This window comes from Nitrosococcus oceani ATCC 19707, from assembly GCF_000012805.1.
In the GTDB taxonomy this organism is placed as follows: Bacteria; Pseudomonadota; Gammaproteobacteria; order Nitrosococcales; family Nitrosococcaceae; genus Nitrosococcus; species Nitrosococcus oceani.
This window is the reverse complement of record NC_007484.1, coordinates 1,578,966-1,597,831: the sequence shown is the minus strand read 5'-3', so window position 1 is coordinate 1,597,831 and position 18,866 is coordinate 1,578,966. Positions and strand designations below refer to the sequence as shown.

Below are 18,866 nucleotides of genomic sequence, written 5' to 3'. Positions count from 1 at the left end.
ACCTCCCAAGAGTCTCCTAGCCAACGGAGGCAAAGCGCCGCGATTCTCCTCTGCGCTTAATAAAGCCAATAATTATTGGACCTATCCAGTCAAACAAAATTCCAGTAAAGTGAAGCCAATCCTCAGCTAGCATCTAATTGGCATTCTGGGGCCGCCTCTTGAAAAGCTTTAAGAACGCTGCAATGCCGATAAATGCTGCTAAGGAGCGGATAATCATCCAACTGGCAATTAAAACGGTGGGCGTTATAAACTTGGGGGACAAGGCAAATATCCGCCACCGTTGGATAATTGCCATAACAGTACCGGTCAGCAGCGGGATGAGCCGCTAACTGCGCTTCTAAGGCTTTAAACCCTTCCTGAATCCAATGCCGGTACCAAGCCTGCCATTCTGCCTCACTGTGCCTCCCACAAGTCGCCAGGTATTGTCGCACCCGCAGATTATTGAGGGGATGGATATCGCAAGCCACTAGCTGGGCTAGAGAACGAACATACGCCCGGGCCTTAACATCGGTTGGCAATAACGGAGGCTGAGGATACCTCTCATCCAGGTAAGCGATGATAGCAAGGGACTGGGTGATCACCGTCCCCCCATCCACCAAGGCAGGCACTAACCCCTGGGGATTGAGCTTCAAATAAGCGGGCTGCCGCTGTTCTCCTCCCCGGCGGAGAAGATGCACGAACCGGGAGTGATAGCCAATCCCCTTGAGATTAAGGGCAATACGCACCCGATAGGCGGCCGAGCTACGAAAATAAGTATAAAGGGTTACTATCGGGAGACTTCCTGCTCAATGGCCCCAAAAATGGATCTTCCGTGTCTATCCTCCATCTCAATACGGACTCGATCCCCATAGCTCATAAAGGGGGTTGCCGCGCTCCCCCTAGCAATGATTTCCATTACCCTGCATTCAGCAATACAGGAATAACCTCGCCTCCAATCAACATTGGATACGGTGCCCGATCCAATAAGAGTGCCGGCACTCAAAGAGCGGGTTTTAGCCGCATGACTAATCAATTGGGGAAAATCAAATTGCATATCCTCACCCGCCTCCGGCTCCCCGAACAACTTTCCATTCCAATAAGTCCGCAAAGGCAGATGGACTTTCGCCCCATCCCAAGCTTCTCCTAGTTCATCCGGGGTCACCACCACCGGCGCCAAAGCGCTGGCGGGCTTGCCCTGCACAAAACCAAATCCTTTCGCCAGCTCCGCGGGGATGAGGTGGCGCAGGGAAATATCATTGACCAGGGTAAGCAGCTTGATATGGGAGGAGGCGTGGGCAGGTGTAATCCCAAGAGGCACATCATCGGTAATGACTACCACCTCGGCTTCAAAATCCACCCCAAAGGCTTCGTCCATTACCCGAATGGATTCCCGTGGACCCAGAAAATAATCCGATCCCCCTTGATACATGAGGGGATCGGTCCAAAAGCTCTGGGGCATCTCAGCGCCCCGAGCCTTGCGCACCCGCTCCACGTGGCTTAAATAAGCGCTCCCATCCAACCATTGGTAAGCACGCGGGAAAGGAGCAGCCAGTCGCGCCGGTGGCAGGGAGAAACCCTTGATTTCCCCCTTATTAAGAGACCGGTAGGTTTCCTCGAGTCGGGGAGCCTTGCTGTCCCATTCATCCAGAACCCCTTGGAGGGTAGTCGCGATATGGGGCACCAGAGCGGCCCACTGAAGATTCCGATTCACGACTATCAAACTCCCATCCCGAGTCCCATTATTCAAGGTTGCAAGTTTCATTTCCAGGAATCCACATAACCAACCCACTCCACCCCGGAGGGAAATTCCGCCACCGCCAAAGCGTCCCGGGCATCCACCATAACCGCAACTTCATTGGTTTCTTTATGGAGCGCCTTCTTTCCTGCTGCAAAAGCCTTGGGATGGGGGCCGTGGGTGATACCGCTAGGATGCAAGGTCATCATACCCGGGTGGATATTATCCCGGGAGAAGAACTCCCCCTTATGGTAGAAAATAACCTCATCATAATCATCATTGTTATGGAAAAAAGGCACCTTTAAAGCCCCGGGGTCGCTTTCCATAGGGCGAGGACAGAAAGTACAGACCACAAACCGGCTGGTGGTAAAGGTGGTGTGGACCGAGGGCGGAATATGATAACGATGACTCATGATAGGTCGGATGTCCCGCCAATTAAGCCGCACCGGAAGCAAAGTTCCATGCCAACCCACCGCATCCAGAGGATTGAACGGATAAATGATAGTACTCAAAACATCCCGCCGCTTGACCACAACCCGCCATTCGCTTTCCGTCTGTTGAGCCAAGAAATGTTCATTAATAGTAGGGGTATCCAGCACCGCCGGGTCAAAGACGGCATGACTGCCCGCAATCCCTTTGTCAGGAAGCCGATAACTATCTCCCGTTGCCTCCAGCAAGAGCACACCCAGGGGCTTCTCGGTTTCTACCCGCCACAGAGTCCCCCGGGGTAGAAGTATATAATCCCCTTCCTGGAACGCTAAATGACCATAGTCGCAATATAAGTCCCCGTCGCCTTCATGGATAAATAACAGCTCATCCCCATCGGCGTTACGCGCCAAATGGTCCATGGAACCCTTTGTCCTCCAAAAACGCCATTGCAAATGCTCATTGCTAAAGAGAGGAAAAGCCTCCCAGGGGGAGGCCTGATAGGATTTAAGCCGGGTCGTATCAAAAGCTCGCGGCCGCAAGGGGCCTTCTACCTCCACCCAACCCGTCGGCGGGTGCCGGTGATACATTTGGGTTGAGGGACCATAGAAGCCCTCCTTGCCCAACTCCCGTTCATAGCTATCAGACGGAAGATCAGCATGGGCCTGCCTGGATGTGATCCCCTCCATCCGCGGTAAAGTGATCCAATGGCTCATCTCAAAGCACCCCTCGCGTTATCTGATCCTGCTCGATAGCCTCAAACAGGGCTTGAAAATTACCTTCGCCAAAACCCTGATTACCTTTACGTTGAATAATTTCAAAAAAAATAGGGCCAATCAGAGCCTGGGTAAACAGTTGCAATAATAAACCCTCTCCTTGTTGCGGCGCCCCATCAATCAAAATACGATTCTGAGACAGCCTGGCTAAATCTTCACCATGCTCAGGCAAGCGTGCCTCCACACCTTCATAATAAGCATCGGGTACCCCCATGAACTCAACGCCATTGCGGCGGAGAGTTTCCACCGTCTGATAAATATCCTCCGTCGCTAAAGCAATATGCTGAATGCCTTCCCCATGATAGGCTTCTAAATACTCTTGTATCTGAGAGTGCCTGTCCGAAGGCTCATTGATGGGAATGCGAATCTTACCGCAGGGGCTGGTCATCGCCCGGGACTTAAGACCCGTGGCCTTGCCATGGATATCAAAATAGCGAATTTCCTTAAAGTTAAATAGGTGCTCGTAGAAATGCGCCCAATGGTCCATCCGGCCTTCGGGAACATTATGAGTCAGGTGATCAATATGGGTGAGTCCTACCCCCTGGGGATGCCTTGACTCGCCGGGAACAGGCATGAAATCCACGTCATAGATAGAATGTTCACCATAGCGGTCAACAAAATAAATGATACTCCGCCCAATGCCTAAAATTGCCGGGATATTCAGTTCCATAGGACCGAGCGGAACATGAAATGGCTCAGCGCCTAATCCCACCGCGCGTTTAAAAGCGGCGGCGGCATCCTTAACCCGGATGGCAAAGGCACACACTGACGGCCCGTGGACCCGGGAAAATGCCTGGGCAAAGCTGTCAGGCTCATGGTTGATAATAAAATTAATGTCTCCTTGCCGATAAACAGTGACCTCTTTGTGGCGATGCCTGGCCAGCACCGCAAAACCCATCTGCTCAAATAAATGGGCTAAGGCAGCAGTATCCGGCGCCGTGAATTCTATGAATTCAAAGCCGTCGGTACCCATGGGGTTCTCAGGCAATGTGAACATGGCAATTTTACCTAAGCGCTGAATTAAAACAGACACCTCTATAATTTATAGACCATGCTTAAGCGGGAAATAGTTCCGCAGCAAGCGCATCCGCTTTCCTGAAAATCCACTTGAATTCCCGCTTCTGAGTTAACCCTTTTTTTGCTTTGGCATGATGATCGCCTAACTCGAATAACGCAAAACTAGGGTAGAGAAACTTTCAATAGCTCCAAATGTCCACAGGGTTAGATATAACCCGAATCAGCAAATAAAATTTTAGTAACGAGCATATTTAAAGACTAGCAAAAATTCAATTTGCTGCTGGGTAAATTCAAGATGAGCGAGAAGCAATATGACTCCTATGGCTACATCTAATCTCCTTGAAACTCCCCGATCCGGTCATCCAAGCCCAGAGGATGAATTTGATTTTTTCCAACAGGCCGCAACGCTCGGTTTTGGCGATGTCCATTTTCGCCTCGACTCCACGACCCGTCTCCAAGCCGTGGTGGCCATTCACAATACCCGGTTAGGACCCGCTTTTGGGGGCTGTCGTTGTATCCCCTATGCCACTACCAAAACGGCCACTGAAGACGCAATGCGGCTAGCCCGGGGAATGAGCTATAAAAATGCCCTGGCCGGTCTCCCTTATGGGGGAGGGAAAGCAGTCCTCATACGGCCACCCTTGATGAATGATCGCGTGGCCTATTTCGAAGTCTTTGGCGAGTTTGTGGAAAGCCTGGGGGGACGCTACATCACCGCTGTCGATAGCGGTACTTCGGTGGCAGATATGGATTGTGTGGCGCGGCGTACTCTCCACGTACTTTGCACCTCAAGACAACGGGGAGGCAGCGGCGATCCCTCGCCCTATACCGCCCTTGGCGTTCGCCTTGGCATTCAAGCCGCTGTGGCCCATCGACTGAAGCGCTCCGATGTGGAGGGTATCCATGTGGCCATCCAAGGCGCGGGCCACGTGGGCTATCATTTGGCTAAAGAACTTCATAAGCTGGGCGCACAATTGAGCATTTGCGATGTTAATGAAAAAGCGGCCCAACGTTGCGCCGATGAATTTAATGCCTACATAGTGCCGCCGGCAGCAATCTATGATTTACCTTGCCAGGTATTTGCCCCTTGCGCGTTGGGCGGCATTATTCATGATAAAACGCTACCGCGGCTGCAAGCATCAATTATTGCCGGCTCAGCGAACAATCAGTTGCTCGAATCCCGACATGGAAAAATTCTTCAGGAACGAGGAATACTGTACGCTCCCGATTATGTCATTAATGCCGGTGGCGCCATCCATGCCGTAACGGAAGAAGAATCCGAATTAAAGGCAAAGATAAACAATATTTACTCTACCCTGATAGAGATTTTTCAACGGGCAGACAGTAGCCGCCAAACCACCAACGAGATTGCGGATCGTATGGCGGAAGAAATTCTTTATGGAAGCCATTCAATCCCCCAAAAAACCCACTATACTTAATTAACAAAAGTCAAAAATACGGCTTGGCTCGGAGTGTACCCATGATTTAAATAATTGGCTTAGTTTACGCCAGGGAACAGATCACAGCGATCGAGGGGTTTCTTGCACGTCAAACCCAGAAAAAGGAGAATACCTTGAGTAAGGTCGCCTATTTCGAAGTCCATTACACTCAATGTCTTAATGAAAACGCCGAAGTTATCGGCGTCCTTCCCTCTTTCGCCCACGACCCCCAGAACCTGATCCCCCTCTATCGGACCATGACCCTGACCCGCCTCTTTGACAAGAAAGCGGTCTCATTACAACGGACGGGGCAACTCGGAACCTACGCTTCCTCACTGGGACAAGAGGCCATCTCCGTGGCCATTGGCCATGTTATGAGCGCCGATGATGTGCTCCTAACGACCTATCGGGAATACGGCGCCCAATTGCAGCGGGGCGTCACCATGACCGAGCTTCTCCTTTATTGGGGCGGCGATGAACGGGGCATGGCCTACCAGGACTGCCGCCATGATTTCCCGATTTCCGTTCCGGTGGCAAGCCAAGTGCCCCATGCGGTGGGAGTCGCCTATGCCATGAAACTACGGCGCGAGCCGCGGGTGGCGGTATGCGTACTAGGGGATGGGGCTACCTCGAAAGGAGATTTCTACGAAGCCATGAATGCCGCTGGCCTCTGGCGGCTGCCGGTCGTATTTGTCATTAACAATAATGGTTGGGCCATCTCGGTCCCCTTGGCGGCCCAAACCCGGACCCAGACCCTGGCCCAAAAAGCCATTGCCGCTGGTATTCCCGGCGAGCAGGTGGATGGCAATGATGTCATCGCCTTGCGGACGCGCATGGAAAACGCCATCGAAAAAGCCCGCCGTGGCGAGGGACCCTGCCTCATTGAAGCGCTGACTTACCGCCTTTGTGATCACACCACCGCCGATGATGCCAGCCGCTACCGGGAACAGGCAGAGGTGGAGGCCCGCTGGCGCCTCGATCCCATTCAACGGCTGCGGACTTATCTCACGCAAGCCGGCGCCTGGGACGAGGAACAGGAACAAAGCCTCCAAACGGAACTGACCCAGCAGGTAGAGGAAGCTGTCCAAAAATATTTGGACACCCCCCCTCAACCCCCGGAAAGCATGTTTGATGATCTCTACGAGAGCTTACCCTCTGCCCCGCGGGAGCAGCGTCAGACAGCTATCGCCAGGGGGAAATCCCATGCCTGAAATCACCTTAGTGGAGGCGGTCAACCTGTCCTTGGCCCATGAAATGAACACCGATGAACGCGTCCTAGTCCTTGGGGAAGATGTGGGAATCAATGGTGGTGTATTCCGCGCCACGGCAGGTCTTCAGGCCCGCTTTGGCGAAGAGCGGGTGTTCGATACGCCCTTGGCTGAAGGTCTTATTGCGGGAATGTCCATCGGTCTTGCAACCCAGGGGCTCAAACCCGTGGCCGAAATCCAATTCATGGGGTTTATCTATCCTGTCATCGATCAGCTCATCAGCCATGCCTCCCGGCTCCGCAACCGCACCCGCGGCCGCTTGACCTGTCCCATGGTCCTCCGTGCCCCCTATGGCGGAGGTATCCATGCCCCGGAACACCACTCCGAGAGCACGGAAGCCCTGTTTGCCCATATTCCCGGGCTGCGGGTGGTCATCCCCTCCTCTCCAGCCCGCGCCTACGGCCTGCTTCTGGCCGCTATTCGCGATCCCGATCCGGTGGTTTTTTTGGAGCCTAAGCGGATTTACCGGCTGGTCAAGCAGGAGGTGGCCGACGATGGAGAGGCCCTGCCCCTGGATGTGTGTTTTGTCCTACGGGATGGCACGGATGTCACTCTCGTGGCCTGGGGAGCCATGCTACATGAAACCCTCGCCGCCGCTGAAAAGCTGGCCCAGGAGGAGATCAGCGCTGAAGTCATTGATGTAGCCACCCTAAAACCCCTCGATATGGAGACGATTTTAGAATCGGTGACCAAAACCGGCCGCTGTGTGATTGTCCACGAAGCGGCGCGGGCTTGTGGTGTCGGCGCCGAAATCGCCGCCCAGCTAGCCGAACAGGGCCTGCTTAATCTGCTGGCGCCGGTCCAGCGGGTCACCGGCTATGACACTATCATGCCCCTGTTCCGGCTGGAGAAGCAGTACTTACCCGATACCGACACTATCGTGGCAGCAGCTAAAAAAACCCTGGAGTTCGCATGAACCGTATCTTTAAGCTTCCCGATTTGGGAGAAGGATTAACCGAGGCCGAAATTGTCGAATGGCATGTAAAAATCGGCGATGAAATCCAAGTGGACCAGCCCTTAGTGGCGGTTGAAACCGCCAAGGCCATTGTGGACATTCCCAGTCCTCATCAAGGCCGTATCGGCAAATTGTATGGAGAAACTGGCGATTTCATCCAGGTGGACGATCCGTTGGTGGAATTCGAAACCAAAGGCGCTCAGCCCCCACCTGAAAGACGGGAGGATACGGGCACCGTGGTAGGTAAGGTAGAGGCTGGCAAAGAGATAGTCAGGGAAACCGCCACCCGGGTAGGACAAGCACCCGCGGGGATTAAAGCCACTCCCGCCGTGCGCGCCCTCGCTCACCGCCTGGACGTAGACCTCTCCATTGTTACACCCACCGGTGCTGATAGCATGATTACGGCCGCGGACATCCAGCGGGTCGCGAAAATATTGGCCGAGGTGGGTCCGCTGGAACCCTTGCGCGGCGTTCGCCGGGCCATGGCCCGAACCATGGCCAGCGCCCATGGGGAAGTCGTCCCGGTCACCGTCAACGACGATGCGGATATACAGGCTTGGCGCCCGGAAGAAGACATTACCCTGCGCCTCATCCGCGCTATCGTTACTGCTTGCCAAGCGGAACCTGCCCTGAATGCCTGGTATGACAGTCATGCTATTGGGCGGCGGGTGCTCAAGAAAATTGATCTCGGTATCGCGGTGGATACCTCCGACGGGCTTTTCGTGCCAGTTCTGCGGGATGCGGGCAGCCGTGATCCCCACGATCTCCGCCAAGGGCTTAATGCCATTAAACAAGGAGTCAGGGAACGCAAGCTCCCGCCGGAAGAATTACGGGGCTATACCTTTACGCTTTCCAACTTTGGCCCCTTTGGCGGGCGCTATGCTAATCCCGTGGTGGTCCCCCCCACTGTCGCCATCCTCGGTGCTGGCCGCACCCGGGAGGCAGTAGTGCCTATCCAGGGTAAACTGGAAATACACCGCCTCCTGCCCTTGTCATTGACCTTCGATCATCGGGCAGTGACAGGAGGTGAAGCGGCCCGCTTTCTCATGGTGGCCATTGAGGATTTAGAAAAAACCAGTTAAAGACAATTGAGACACCATGGCTAAAAATTGCTGCCTACGCGGGGGCACATCCCGAGTGCTAAAAAACTGGGGAAGTCCTTATTTCCCTCCAAGAAACAACTCTCTTTGTTGATTTCCTCTCTAGATAAGGAATATTGCAAAAAATTTCTTAGCTTCCTAAGCAGAAGCGTAAATACTGTAAAATTATGTGCTTGTCAAAATTTTTATAACCTTTCAATATGAAAATGCTTCAAATAAACAAACAATGTAAGGCGCTAGGCGTCAAATACACAAAGGAGCCGGATTCATGAAACCAGATAGAGACCTAGAAAAGACCTACCCCACCAAAGATTTTATTGCAAAGCTACGCCGCTTGGCTGATTGCCTGGAAACTGGAAAGCAATTCGAGATTCAGATTGCGGGTGAGAGAATCTATGTGCCGGTGGGCGCTACCTATAACATTGAGCATGAGCGTGAGGGTGGCGCCGAGGAGATCGAATTTCAAATCAAGTGGAAAGCCTAATATGGGCGCTGCGCAGCCTGATGCTTAACCTCTCCAGCCTTTCTCTTAGTTACCTTGACGCAAGCAACACCGTTGAACCAGCAATAGTACCTCCATTGGGAAACCAGGCTCGACGCCTACCCCAATGGACCGCACATTATAGTGTGTTTGCGTTAAAGATAGGACAATATGACTATAGAATAAGATGGATAGAATCATCTGGTCTGCAGTTGATGAGTCCGGGAACTACGCAACCATTTCTGGCGTGATACCCGGCTTGATGGCACCAGCGCGCCGATGGGTCAAGTTATCGCGCATTCAACCGGTGGCGAAGGCGGCGGGGATGAGAGGAATAAGCGAGGCGCGCCAAAAGCGGTACGCTGATTGCGTATACATTAGGACACAGCAAAGAAAATGATCTACACCCTACTTAAATTCGCACACATTTTGGGCGCGATTATAATCGGGGCCGGTCTCATCGGAGTATGGGTAGCCGATCTAAGGTCACGCCAGCTTCGGGAACTTAACGCATTTTCTGAAGCCGTCGCGAAATATCGCGGTATTCTACGATGGTGCCATTGTGCCAGGAACCCTGCTTTTGTTGGCTTCAGGAACGTGGATGACCATTAAATTCTCTGGTGGTTGGAAGTTTGTCGAAATTCCCTGGTTACTCAGAATGATATTACTTTTCGCCTTTGAGTTTATTGAGGGTAACACAATAACTCGTCTGTATTTTATGCGACTGCGGCGAGTCATTAAGGATGCGTTGCAGAAGGGCAGGATCACGCCAGAGCTGGAGAACGTTCGAGGACAAGGCATTCCAATATTTACTCATTTTCTCGACCTACCTATTTTATTTTTGATAGTCGCGTTTGGCACTATCAAGCCGACAGATTGGACATTATTCATTGCCGGCACCGTCATAGCAATTGTCTTCGCTACAGCGTTGACGCTATATCTCCCCAGTTATACCCATGGGGTAGTACTACCGAGCGAGACCCCTAACAAAGCAATGAACGCAAGCTCCCGCCGGAAGAATTACGGGGCTATACCTTTACGCTTTCCAACTTTGGCCCCTTTGGCGGGCGCTATGCTAATCCCGTGCTGGTTCCGCCCACTGTCGCCATCCTCGGTACTGGCCGCACTCAGGGGGCGGGGTAGTGCCTATCCAGGGTAAACTGGAAATACACGCCTCCTGCCCTTGTCATTGACCTTCGATCATCGGGCAGTGACAGGAGGTGAAGCGGTCCGCTTCCTCATGGCGGCTATTCATAATCTATGAACAATCCGAGTAAGTAAGCTAATAGGTAAAAAGCAGCCAGATTCCATGCTTGGAATTGCTGTTCACATGGGGATTTTAATAAATCAAAGTTATGTCGATTTAAGGCCAGAGAGCTACAAAGTAGTCAAACAAGTCAAGACCACAAGCTATGTTAATTTTGCTCCCGGCTGAAAAGATAGAAGAAGAGTTTTGCTTGCAGCCAAATGATTCTGTTATTTTCCTGATCGGGCACCCATGTTAGATTAGTAAGCCACGGAATAACCAATGTTAAAAACAGCACCCCGGGCAGCAGCATAGCTCGTATTATTGCGGTTTCGTAGCATTTGGGAAACCGGTGTGAAGTATTGGTTGTTCAATAAATTCTCGACCCCCAATTTTAAAGTGCCTGGTCCCAATTGCAGGGTGCTGATCAAATCTACCGTGGTAAAAGATTCTACTTTCCTGCCGCCAAACGCCATAGGGCCCAAATCTTCAAATGCCCGCTCCCGGTCACCAGAGTATAGTACCTGAACCCGGTTCCGCCACTGCCATCTTGGCACCGTATCAAACTCGATATAGCCAAAAATTTTCACCGGCGGAATCCGGAAGCCGTTAAGAGCCTGGTAAGCGCCATCGCCTACCCCGTCACCATCAGTATCTTGCCTACTCTCCCCTTCAACCCAGCTGGCAGCCGCCCCTAACCGCAGCCGATCCATGGGTTGGATATCCACAGTGGCATCAAAGCCGTAAATGCGCTCTGGCGCCCGAACTACCGGCAAACCAAACCCCGCAGAACGGGTTCCCAAATCGGACTCGTTATAAAAACCGGTGAGACTGAACTGCAAAGTGCGCCAATCCCCCCGCAGGCCAACTTCATAGTTATCCACCTTTTGGGCTTCCAGGCGTTGATCTTCTAAGGTCGTGAATTCCTGGGGCGGAAAACGTAAAAATAGACCAATATCCGCTGTGGAGAATCCTTGGGAAAAATTTGCAAACACATTGAGCGCATTGGTGAGATAAAATACCGCCCCCGCATTAAAGAGGGTTTCATCAAAATTTAGGGTATCTCCTTGGATTGATCTACCATCAGCAAGGACAGTAAAAGTGGGAACCTCGAACCAAATTCGTTGATAACGCACGCCCCCTCGCAGGATTAAACGTTCTGTAACATCTGCTTCCAATTGAGCAAAAAGACCTAAATTACGGGGTTTAAGAGCAGGCACCCAGAGTTGCTCATCAATTTTTTCAAAAACCAACCCATTGCTTTCTTGAACAGTCTCCTGATCGAAGATAGCAAGAGGCTGGGAAGTTTCTTCATCGAAATAATCTGCGCCCCACAACAGGGTAGGTGTGACAAAAGCCAGCTTAGGCAAAAAAGTCTCAATTTCCAGGCGCGCGCCAAATCTTTCAGACTCTAACCGAGATTGCCCTATCTGGTTGCCAATACTTGCAAAGGGACCAAAAGGACCAAAACGGGTCAAGAAATCCTGGTGGTAAAACTGAGCATGAACGCGATTTCCAAATAAATCGGCATGGTGATAATCTAAACTAAGCAGCGTATTCTCCGTCCCCCGCTGATCATCTAAAACCAAGCCTTTTAAAGCGCGAGCCTTCTTAGTCCCCGGGGGAAAAGCCTTCACCGCAGGATCTGAGATAAAATCAGTATCCTGGGATTCTTTAAAGTGATTAATTTCAAATTGCAAGCGTTGCTGATAGAAATTGAAACCAAATTTTCCGAAAATATTATAATTATTAGAATCATCTAGTGACTGTTGCCCATGGGGATCAGGAGGAATTCGGTCACCCTCGGCGTCAAAAAAACCACCGACGTGCTCAAAAGTGCCATTGAGTAAATAATCGAAGGCACCCTTCTGACCAGAAATCCCTTGATTAACAAAGCCACCATAACTACTGCCAGGATGACTCAAGGAAAAGTTAAAATTGGTGTCGGTCGTCAATTCCATAGGACCCTTACCAGGCACCTTAGTAAGGATATTAATAACGCCGCCAGCCGCGCTCTGGCCATAAATAGCCGTAGCGCCGGGAACGACTTCAATACGTTCAATAGCTGAAGGATGGATGGTGGAAAGGTTACGGGATACATCCCGGGTAGTATTCTGAGGCACGCCATCAATTAGCACAAGAACTTTACGTCCTCGTAATGTCTGTGCTTCATTACTTCCCGTCTGGCTAGAAACACCCATACCAGGAATCAATTTACCCAACATATCGCCAAGATCTCGGGATAAATTCATCTGCTGTTCGATCTGTTGACGGGTTATCACCCTTACCGCGCCGGGAATCGCCGCGATGGACTCCGCACTGCGGGTTGCCGTCACCACTACTTCTTCTAACCGGGCAGTAGGGGATTCGTCCGCTCCAGCTTGCTCTAAATCAACTTGCTGGGGGAAAACAGGCTGTGAGATAATCGCCAAACCAAGAAAACACCCCCCACTACACCAACCTTGAATCCGCCACATTTAAATATTCCTTCCAAAAAAATGTTGGGTAGAAACCATGGCCGGATCAATTTTTCCTTGCTTGTGAGATAAAGACGGTATTCTTCCCCCCTCACGCTCAATAATTACTTCACGACTGCAAGCAAATAAAGTGGCGCTATGTAAGCGTAGGCGAACTTTATTTTCTGGCAGGAATAGAGTGATTGTCCCTTTTTTTTCAGGCAGAAAACCACCTGCTTTACTGATGCCGCCATCTTTCATGGCCAATCATTATAATATTATTATATATACTAATGAGAACTATTATCATAATAGATATTATTTATGTCAATACCTAGCGAAGCAATAATTTATTGCACCTTTCCCCTGCTCAGAAGAAAGAAATCATTGGGATTGGCCAACAAGTCTTTCAATCACTCCATGCCAATAAAACGAGCATCAAGATAACGGGCTAACCCCTTACCACCTTGCTTCATAACCACACTATGGTTCCATTTAAAAACAGGCTTAAGCAACGGAGTTAGCCAATTCATCCAAAACTTGGTGACACGCACATGCCAGTCATAGCGCACTTCCGTGATGCTCCCCTTGCTAGCAAGACGCCATCGCCCCCATCCTTCCACATCACCACTCACTATTACTTCAGCAAAAACAGGGGCCTCAATACGGGTCACTTTGGACTCGAGTGAAATCTTATAGGGCAAACGAGTTCGCCATAGGAGACCATAACGGGAACCCAAACCATTTTTATCGCCTGTCTTCAATTTAACTACCCGTTCCACATAATTCCACCACGTTGGCCAGCTCTCGGCATTGGAAATAGCATTCCAGACAGCGGCGATCGGTGCCTCTATACGCCAGGTTGTAACCAACGAATATTGGGTTACCCCTATCGGGGGACTTTGTTGTAATACCTTATGTTCTCGTCGATCCCCGCCCTCTGTTAATGTCTTCCCTTCCGAAATATGATCATGGGTTAATTGGGTCGGTGAATCTGCCGCTGGGCTAAGATCCAAATAATAACGGCTCGTCACATACTGTTTAATTGCAAACCGGGTTAACACCCCCACCACCGCAGCTACCGGAACAGCAAGCAAGATACCCAAAAAGCCAAACAATCCCCCCCCAGCTAGAAGGGCAAAAATGACCATGACCGGATGCAATCCCACACGATTCCCTACCAGACGGGGCGTTAGTACATTACCTTCGACAACCTGCCCTATCACGAAAACTCCCGCCACCAGAAAGATGGGGGTCCACTCGGAGAACTGCACAAAGGCCAATCCAATCCCTGCAATAAAACCTACGATAGTGCCCACATAAGGAATAAATGAGAGCAACCCTGCAAGCATGCCCACCATCAATCCGAAGTCCAACCCAATCAACGCCAACCCCACAGCATAGAAAGTGCCAAGCAGCAAACATACGCTGACTTGACCACGTATAAAACCCGATAAAACCGTATCGATTAGCTTGACTTGTTCCCGGATGACAGGGGCGTGTTTTCGCGGCAGCAGACTATCGATCTGGGCTATCAGTTTGTCCCAATCCCGTAGCAGATAGAACGCTACTACTGGCATAATAAAAACGAGCGACAAAAGATTAGCTAATGCTAAACCGCTACTCAGAATCGTCCCCACGGTCTTGCCTATCCACTTAATCAATATGCCTGCCTGATCCTTGGCGGCATTCTGGATCTGGGACATATCAATGGACCAACGCTCTTGAAGTAACTGCAACCAGGGCCAGGTTGAATCCTGAGCCCGAGCGATCAAGGAAGGCAGTGTTTCTATCAAATGCACAATTTCACTCCGCAATAGCGGAACAAGTAACAGCAAGACCATGCTAACGACCAGGATGAATCCTGCAGTCACTAGGCTCGTCGCCGCCGTGCGCGAGCATCCCTTCCGCTCAAGCCAATCACAGAGGGGATCAATCAAATAGGCTACCACCATGCCCGCCACAAATGGCAACAAAATTTCCCGCAGTAGGTAAACCGAGATGAGAAAGAGCAAAAACCCAATCAACCAAAATCTAAGCTGACGCCTCGCGCTCATAATATATTCTCCAAAATTGCTCTTAATACCTTAAACTGTGAGGAATAGCATTGAGCCTAGCAACTGGAAAAGTCTTTTCTCTCAGAGCATACTTATAATAGGGCATAAGCTTGCTAGAGGGCTGCAATTCTCCCAAAATCACCAAGAAAAAAGATAACTGAGGGCTTGTGAGATGCTCATGGATTAACCGCTTTCTATTATTTTCATTGGAGTTCTGCCATGATCGGCTATAGCAACCAATAACACCAAGCAAGAGATTCTTATCATATGTGCTTTTCAGCTACTGCCAATTTCGCGGGAGGTGCGGTCATTGCCACCGTAGGTATAGCAACCTTGCTGCGTGTAAAGCATACTAACGAAGTACTTTTCGCTGCCCTCCCACTACTATTTGCCCTCCATCAGATCATCGAAGGCTTTGTTTGGCTAGGTCTGGATGGTAAATTGTCACCGGCAGTTCTCAATGGCATGGGAGCAGCTTTTATGCTCTATGCGCAGGGATTGCTGCCAATCCTGATGCCATTGTCAGTATGGCTCATCGAGCCTGGCCAGAACCAGCGCCAACGAATCTTACCATTTATGGTGATCGGCATAGCGCTGGCGCTCTACATTCTGTGGGCCTTAACGGCATTCGATACTCGTATTTTCCAGAGTGAAAACAGTATCGTTTACCTTAACGAGGGCACCAACTATACGACAGTGGCTGTGGTCTATGTCATCGCCACCTGCGGCCCGTTGTTTCTTTCCGGCTACAGTTACTTGATTGGCCTAGGGGTCGCCAACCTGCTAGGCATATTGGAGGTCATGTATTTCAAAGCAGAGGCATTTACTTCGTTGTGGTGCCTCTATGCCGCCATTGTGAGTGTATTGATTTATGGCCACTTTCATCGCCGTCGTGCGGCGGAAAACGCCTATAAAGTTGGCGCTTAAACCCTTCTTCCCCTTAACTGTTTCTGTGTAGCCCATACGCCGCCTTATTCTGGCGGAGGAGGCGCTAGATTGGTTGACTCAAAAGTAAACCCAAACAAGAAGGTTTTTACCGCATAGTAGGCTTTACCTTCATAAGCAGGCGTCGCAGAAACAAATTGACCGTCTTCTTTCTTGATAATGCTTATGGATAATCGCGTCCTTGCATCTTGTTCAACCATCTTATAAAAACTAAGCTCTGGAGTCGAAAAGGGAATAAGCGTGCTGCTAATAGGAGGAAATCCAAATAAAAACTCGTTATAACCAGTGCCAATTCCATGCCAAACTACTCGTATTACATAGTCCGCGTTATCCTCAATCACCTTATATCCCTGCTGGCCAAGCCATGCTTCAAAAACTTTTATAGCGAAATATTGATCGTCTGTTAAGCCTGAAGTGGTCACCTGGACAGAGGCGCCGTCCGGGAGGGGTATTTTTGCATGGTTTAAACTACTTTTTACCGACTGCGTAATCAGAACTTGTTCCAGAAAAGTTCGTTTTGTCTCGGTAACCGAGCGCGTTGCTGAACATCCCATAAAAGATAAGATAAAAAGCCCATAAATAAAAATTACCGCTATTTTTGTTAAGGTAAAAAATAATTCTCTTTGCACATGGTATGTTTTTAAATTAGGGGAACTTTGAGAAATCATGTTATCGCCTATTTTTAAATCCTGCTGCGCGATTGAAGTTTAAGAGTCCGGGTTTCTGATCACTATTCTATTTAGAGTCAGTTAGACATATATCTCCTGATGTCCGGAACCAACTTTTTCCTCTCTCCCGCAATCCCCAGGCAGTAGCAAGTGCCTGGCAGGTCAAATCAACTAGCGCATGATTTAATGGCACCTTAATGTATTGGTCATAATGGGCGCTTCCTTCCCACAGAACCCGGTTAGAGTCCACATTAAACCCTCGAATGGAAACCATGGGTGCTCGAATTTCTTGATCTAAATCCCCAAAAACAACAAGATCGATGTGCATTTTTTTTGCAGACTCAATGATAATCACTTGATCATCATCAGAATTAGACAAAATAACGTCCTGATCCTTTAAAATCTGTTCAAGCCAATTTCGCTCGATGGGAACGAGTCCCTGTTTATGTAACCAAATACTCATAGTATCAGTCACGACGGGATGACTACTCCATACAATAACGACGGAACCTGCTTCTGGAAGAGAGGAGTGCGCCCCATCCGTGATAGGTATAGCTCCGCAGGCAGACACTATGAATCCTATCCATATAAGCACAATGTTCCTGCACATCTTCACCATAGCATTCTCCTCACTAGCTATTATGCTGTTATCTTTTCTTTAGCCGTTAGGCAAACCATAATAGAATCAATATTCTTCTAGAAACGCGAGCGGCAACGGCTTAAAAGTTTATTATTTGTATGAAACAAGATACCGATATTTTCTAAATGGTTATGTAATTCGTGGTTATTTTTGGTATTTAGAAACGCTTATAATATTAGTCATTACCAGGCAACAACAAAGGGAATTTCATGGGACTGCTACCCTCTGCCAACCCCGCTGAGTTTACACCTAACCGGGAAAAATTTATGGTGCTGATGATCAGTGCCTGGGTCATGGTTGGGGCGATTGGCATTGTTCTCAGCTGGGCTTTTGGCGATGATATCATCGGTGATGCTATGGGATGGGTTATTGGTGGAGCCATTGGCGGTCTAGCGACAGGGTATGCCTTAACCATAGTCAACCCTTCCATTCAAAGCAAGCAAGTAGTTGTGCTGGCCTTGGGCTGGGCTATTAATTTGGCCTTTTTTGAGGCCATTGTGGGCGCTATCGGCGATGCCTTGAGTATTGCTCTGAGTTGGCCCTTAGGATGGGCAACAGTTGGCGCTATAGGTGGATGGGTGACTGGCTATGCGTTAACATTGGAGCCGCTTCACCTTCAAAAGAAGCAAATACCCGTGACGGCCCTTGGCATTGCCCTTGGCTGGACCATGGGTGGAGCTGTTGCAGGAGCCATGGGCGATCCGCTAAGTTGGGCTATTGGCTGGAGCATTGTTGGCGCAGCCCAGGGCGGCATCCTGCTGTGGTATCTTAACCCTTCTAAATTCACCTTTAATGCCTAACCTCCCCCGGCTGGTGTTCTCAGAACCGGTGTTCTCTTACCGATAATCCGGGTTAGGATAGTCAAAACGGCAACCCGCTTCCCATTCAGACCGTTGGTTGCCATGGGCAGGAATACCACCCGCTTTTTTCAATAGACGCGCCATATGCATCAAGTTCCAGCTCATGAAAGTCGTGTTGCGCTGGGTAAAATCATTTTCCGGCCCGCCGGAGCCTTTGTCACGGTAGGAAGGGCCAGGGCCAGCCTCACCGATCCAGCCCGCATCGGCCTGGGGGGGAATAGTATAGCCCAGGTGTTGTAAAGCGTAGAGCACTGTCATAGCGCAATGCTTGATGCCATCTTCATTACCGGTAACGATACAGCCGCCCACCCGGCCATAGTAGAAATATTGGCCCTTCTCATTCAGCTTGCCCGACTCCCCATAAAGCCGCTCGATCACCCGGCGGCAAACCGAACTTTCCTCACCGAGCCAAATGGGAGTACCAAGCACCAGAATATCAGCAGCCTTTACCTTTTCCCAAAGTTGAGGCCATTCATCCCGAGCAAAACCATGCTCGGTCATGTCAGAGTAAACACCGGGCGCCAGATCGTAATCCGCTGGACGTAAAACCTCCACGGTAATACCATTGGCTGCCATGATGGCCTTAGAAACCTCTAGCAATCCCTCTGTATGGGAGAGAGTTCCAGTGGGTTTGAGGGTACAATTAAGAAATAAAGCTCTCAGACCGGAAAAATCGAAGCGATGCCCCCTGCAAAGGGACTTTTGCTTTTCATTCAGAACCATATCGAATCTCCTTTCCTCTAGATACCCCAACTGCCCCTGTTTTAACAGTCAAGCAATGACAGCACCTGACAGTGCTGACCTCCCTCCTGATGTCC

20 protein-coding genes are annotated in these 18,866 nt (G+C 50.2%); 10 read left to right on the top strand and 10 right to left on the bottom strand.

What is annotated here, in order from left to right; translation table 11 throughout:
* Window positions 1-122 precede the first annotated feature (122 nt).
* From maiA to hppD, 4 genes are read right to left on the bottom strand one after another with little or no spacing between them, the layout of a single operon-like run.
* On the bottom strand, window positions 123-770 hold the full coding sequence (maiA, locus tag NOC_RS07785) for a maleylacetoacetate isomerase (RefSeq protein ID WP_081430962.1): 648 nt from the start codon (window positions 768-770) through the stop codon (window positions 123-125).
* On the bottom strand, window positions 767-1,741 hold the full coding sequence (locus NOC_RS07780) for a fumarylacetoacetate hydrolase family protein (protein ID WP_002810927.1): 975 nt from the start codon (window positions 1,739-1,741) through the stop codon (window positions 767-769). The genes maiA and NOC_RS07780 overlap by 4 nt, the downstream gene beginning before the upstream one ends.
* The gene (locus NOC_RS07775; RefSeq protein WP_002811188.1) at window positions 1,738-2,856 is read right to left on the bottom strand and encodes a homogentisate 1,2-dioxygenase; all 1,119 of its coding nucleotides are present in this window, start codon (window positions 2,854-2,856) and stop codon (window positions 1,738-1,740) included. Before NOC_RS07775 ends, NOC_RS07780 begins: the two co-directional genes overlap by 4 nt.
* A 1-nt stretch (window position 2,857) precedes the next feature.
* Entirely contained in the window at window positions 2,858-3,913 is a 1,056-nt protein-coding gene (hppD, locus tag NOC_RS07770; RefSeq protein ID WP_011330655.1) for a 4-hydroxyphenylpyruvate dioxygenase, read from the bottom strand.
* A gap of 340 nt (window positions 3,914-4,253) precedes the next feature.
* Here hppD and NOC_RS07765 point away from each other — a divergent pair, with 340 nt between their 5' ends.
* The 8 genes from NOC_RS07765 (at window position 4,254) to NOC_RS18600 (ending at window position 10,440) form a co-directional block, all read left to right on the top strand.
* Window positions 4,254-5,372, top strand: a complete 1,119-nt coding sequence (locus NOC_RS07765) for a Leu/Phe/Val dehydrogenase (RefSeq protein ID WP_172633687.1) — start codon at window positions 4,254-4,256, stop codon at window positions 5,370-5,372.
* 134 nt (window positions 5,373-5,506) lie between these two features.
* Window positions 5,507-6,583 (top strand): pyruvate dehydrogenase (acetyl-transferring) E1 component subunit alpha, encoded by a 1,077-nt coding sequence (pdhA, locus tag NOC_RS07760; RefSeq protein ID WP_002809958.1) that lies wholly within the window; start codon window positions 5,507-5,509, stop codon window positions 6,581-6,583.
* Window positions 6,576-7,556: an alpha-ketoacid dehydrogenase subunit beta gene (locus NOC_RS07755; RefSeq protein WP_002810678.1), complete on the top strand. Its 981-nt coding sequence runs from the start codon at window positions 6,576-6,578 to the stop codon at window positions 7,554-7,556. Before pdhA ends, NOC_RS07755 begins: the two co-directional genes overlap by 8 nt.
* The gene (locus NOC_RS07750) at window positions 7,553-8,677 is read left to right on the top strand and encodes a dihydrolipoamide acetyltransferase family protein (RefSeq protein WP_002809058.1); all 1,125 of its coding nucleotides are present in this window, start codon (window positions 7,553-7,555) and stop codon (window positions 8,675-8,677) included. The genes NOC_RS07755 and NOC_RS07750 overlap by 4 nt, the downstream gene beginning before the upstream one ends.
* Window positions 8,678-8,963: 286 nt before the next feature.
* A complete protein-coding gene (locus tag NOC_RS07745; RefSeq protein WP_002811484.1) occupies window positions 8,964-9,179 on the top strand; it encodes an amphi-Trp domain-containing protein in 216 nt (71 codons plus the stop codon).
* Between the two features lie 393 nt (window positions 9,180-9,572).
* Entirely contained in the window at window positions 9,573-9,788 is a 216-nt protein-coding gene (locus NOC_RS18610; RefSeq protein ID WP_147094481.1) for a DUF2269 family protein, read from the top strand.
* Window positions 9,739-10,335, top strand: coding sequence for a DUF2269 family protein (locus NOC_RS18605; RefSeq protein ID WP_002809214.1), 597 nt, complete (start codon window positions 9,739-9,741; stop codon window positions 10,333-10,335). Before NOC_RS18610 ends, NOC_RS18605 begins: the two co-directional genes overlap by 50 nt.
* Window positions 10,336-10,359: 24 nt before the next feature.
* Window positions 10,360-10,440: a hypothetical protein gene (locus NOC_RS18600; RefSeq protein ID WP_368730335.1), complete on the top strand. Its 81-nt coding sequence runs from the start codon at window positions 10,360-10,362 to the stop codon at window positions 10,438-10,440.
* Window positions 10,441-10,682: 242 nt separating this feature from the next.
* Here the strand turns inward: NOC_RS18600 and NOC_RS07730 are convergent, their stop codons facing one another.
* From NOC_RS07730 to NOC_RS07720, 3 genes are all read right to left on the bottom strand, one after another.
* Complete coding sequence (locus NOC_RS07730) at window positions 10,683-12,899, bottom strand: TonB-dependent receptor (protein ID WP_002809919.1); 2,217 nt, start codon at window positions 12,897-12,899, stop codon at window positions 10,683-10,685.
* On the bottom strand, window positions 12,900-13,139 hold the full coding sequence (locus tag NOC_RS07725) for a hypothetical protein (RefSeq protein ID WP_036497317.1): 240 nt from the start codon (window positions 13,137-13,139) through the stop codon (window positions 12,900-12,902).
* 152 nt (window positions 13,140-13,291) lie between these two features.
* The gene (locus NOC_RS07720) at window positions 13,292-14,935 is read right to left on the bottom strand and encodes an AI-2E family transporter (RefSeq protein WP_011330653.1); all 1,644 of its coding nucleotides are present in this window, start codon (window positions 14,933-14,935) and stop codon (window positions 13,292-13,294) included.
* A 267-nt stretch (window positions 14,936-15,202) separates the two neighbouring features.
* On the opposite strand from NOC_RS07720, the gene NOC_RS07715 reads away from it, so the two are divergent.
* Entirely contained in the window at window positions 15,203-15,862 is a 660-nt protein-coding gene (locus NOC_RS07715) for a DUF6629 family protein (RefSeq protein WP_002808883.1), read from the top strand.
* 44 nt (window positions 15,863-15,906) lie between these two features.
* Here NOC_RS07715 and NOC_RS07710 read toward each other — a convergent pair whose 3' ends face one another.
* Window positions 15,907-16,548, bottom strand: a complete 642-nt coding sequence (locus NOC_RS07710; protein WP_002810046.1) for a hypothetical protein — start codon at window positions 16,546-16,548, stop codon at window positions 15,907-15,909.
* Window positions 16,549-16,615: 67 nt separating this feature from the next.
* Window positions 16,616-17,119, bottom strand: coding sequence for a hypothetical protein (locus NOC_RS07705; RefSeq protein ID WP_244860113.1), 504 nt, complete (start codon window positions 17,117-17,119; stop codon window positions 16,616-16,618).
* A 278-nt stretch (window positions 17,120-17,397) separates the two neighbouring features.
* Between NOC_RS07705 and NOC_RS07700 the strand changes: the two genes are divergently transcribed.
* Entirely contained in the window at window positions 17,398-17,988 is a 591-nt protein-coding gene (locus tag NOC_RS07700; protein ID WP_002810869.1) for a hypothetical protein, read from the top strand.
* A gap of 36 nt (window positions 17,989-18,024) precedes the next feature.
* Here the strand turns inward: NOC_RS07700 and NOC_RS07695 are convergent, their stop codons facing one another.
* The gene (locus NOC_RS07695) at window positions 18,025-18,771 is read right to left on the bottom strand and encodes a flavodoxin family protein (RefSeq protein WP_002809322.1); all 747 of its coding nucleotides are present in this window, start codon (window positions 18,769-18,771) and stop codon (window positions 18,025-18,027) included.
* Window positions 18,772-18,866 lie beyond the last annotated feature (95 nt).

Bases quoted from the DNA above. Each gene is read 5' to 3' on its own strand.
- hppD (WP_011330655.1), bottom strand. From the start codon at position 3,913: ATGTTCACATTGCCTGAGAACCCCATGGGTACCGACGGCTTTGAATTC.
- NOC_RS07750 (WP_002809058.1), top strand. From the start codon at position 7,553: ATGAACCGTATCTTTAAGCTTCCCGATTTGGGAGAAGGATTAACCGAG.
- NOC_RS07730 (WP_002809919.1), bottom strand. From the start codon at position 12,899: ATGTGGCGGATTCAAGGTTGGTGTAGTGGGGGGTGTTTTCTTGGTTTG.
- NOC_RS07720 (WP_011330653.1), bottom strand. From the start codon at position 14,935: ATGAGCGCGAGGCGTCAGCTTAGATTTTGGTTGATTGGGTTTTTGCTC.
- NOC_RS18610 (WP_147094481.1), top strand. From the start codon at position 9,573: ATGATCTACACCCTACTTAAATTCGCACACATTTTGGGCGCGATTATA.
- NOC_RS07775 (WP_002811188.1), bottom strand. From the start codon at position 2,856: ATGAGCCATTGGATCACTTTACCGCGGATGGAGGGGATCACATCCAGG.
- NOC_RS07780 (WP_002810927.1), bottom strand. From the start codon at position 1,741: ATGAAACTTGCAACCTTGAATAATGGGACTCGGGATGGGAGTTTGATA.
- NOC_RS07725 (WP_036497317.1), bottom strand. From the start codon at position 13,139: ATGAAAGATGGCGGCATCAGTAAAGCAGGTGGTTTTCTGCCTGAAAAA.
- NOC_RS07755 (WP_002810678.1), top strand. From the start codon at position 6,576: ATGCCTGAAATCACCTTAGTGGAGGCGGTCAACCTGTCCTTGGCCCAT.
- NOC_RS07700 (WP_002810869.1), top strand. From the start codon at position 17,398: ATGGGACTGCTACCCTCTGCCAACCCCGCTGAGTTTACACCTAACCGG.
- NOC_RS07710 (WP_002810046.1), bottom strand. From the start codon at position 16,548: ATGATTTCTCAAAGTTCCCCTAATTTAAAAACATACCATGTGCAAAGA.
- NOC_RS07715 (WP_002808883.1), top strand. From the start codon at position 15,203: ATGTGCTTTTCAGCTACTGCCAATTTCGCGGGAGGTGCGGTCATTGCC.
- NOC_RS07745 (WP_002811484.1), top strand. From the start codon at position 8,964: ATGAAACCAGATAGAGACCTAGAAAAGACCTACCCCACCAAAGATTTT.
- NOC_RS07765 (WP_172633687.1), top strand. From the start codon at position 4,254: ATGGCTACATCTAATCTCCTTGAAACTCCCCGATCCGGTCATCCAAGC.
- NOC_RS07695 (WP_002809322.1), bottom strand. From the start codon at position 18,771: ATGGTTCTGAATGAAAAGCAAAAGTCCCTTTGCAGGGGGCATCGCTTC.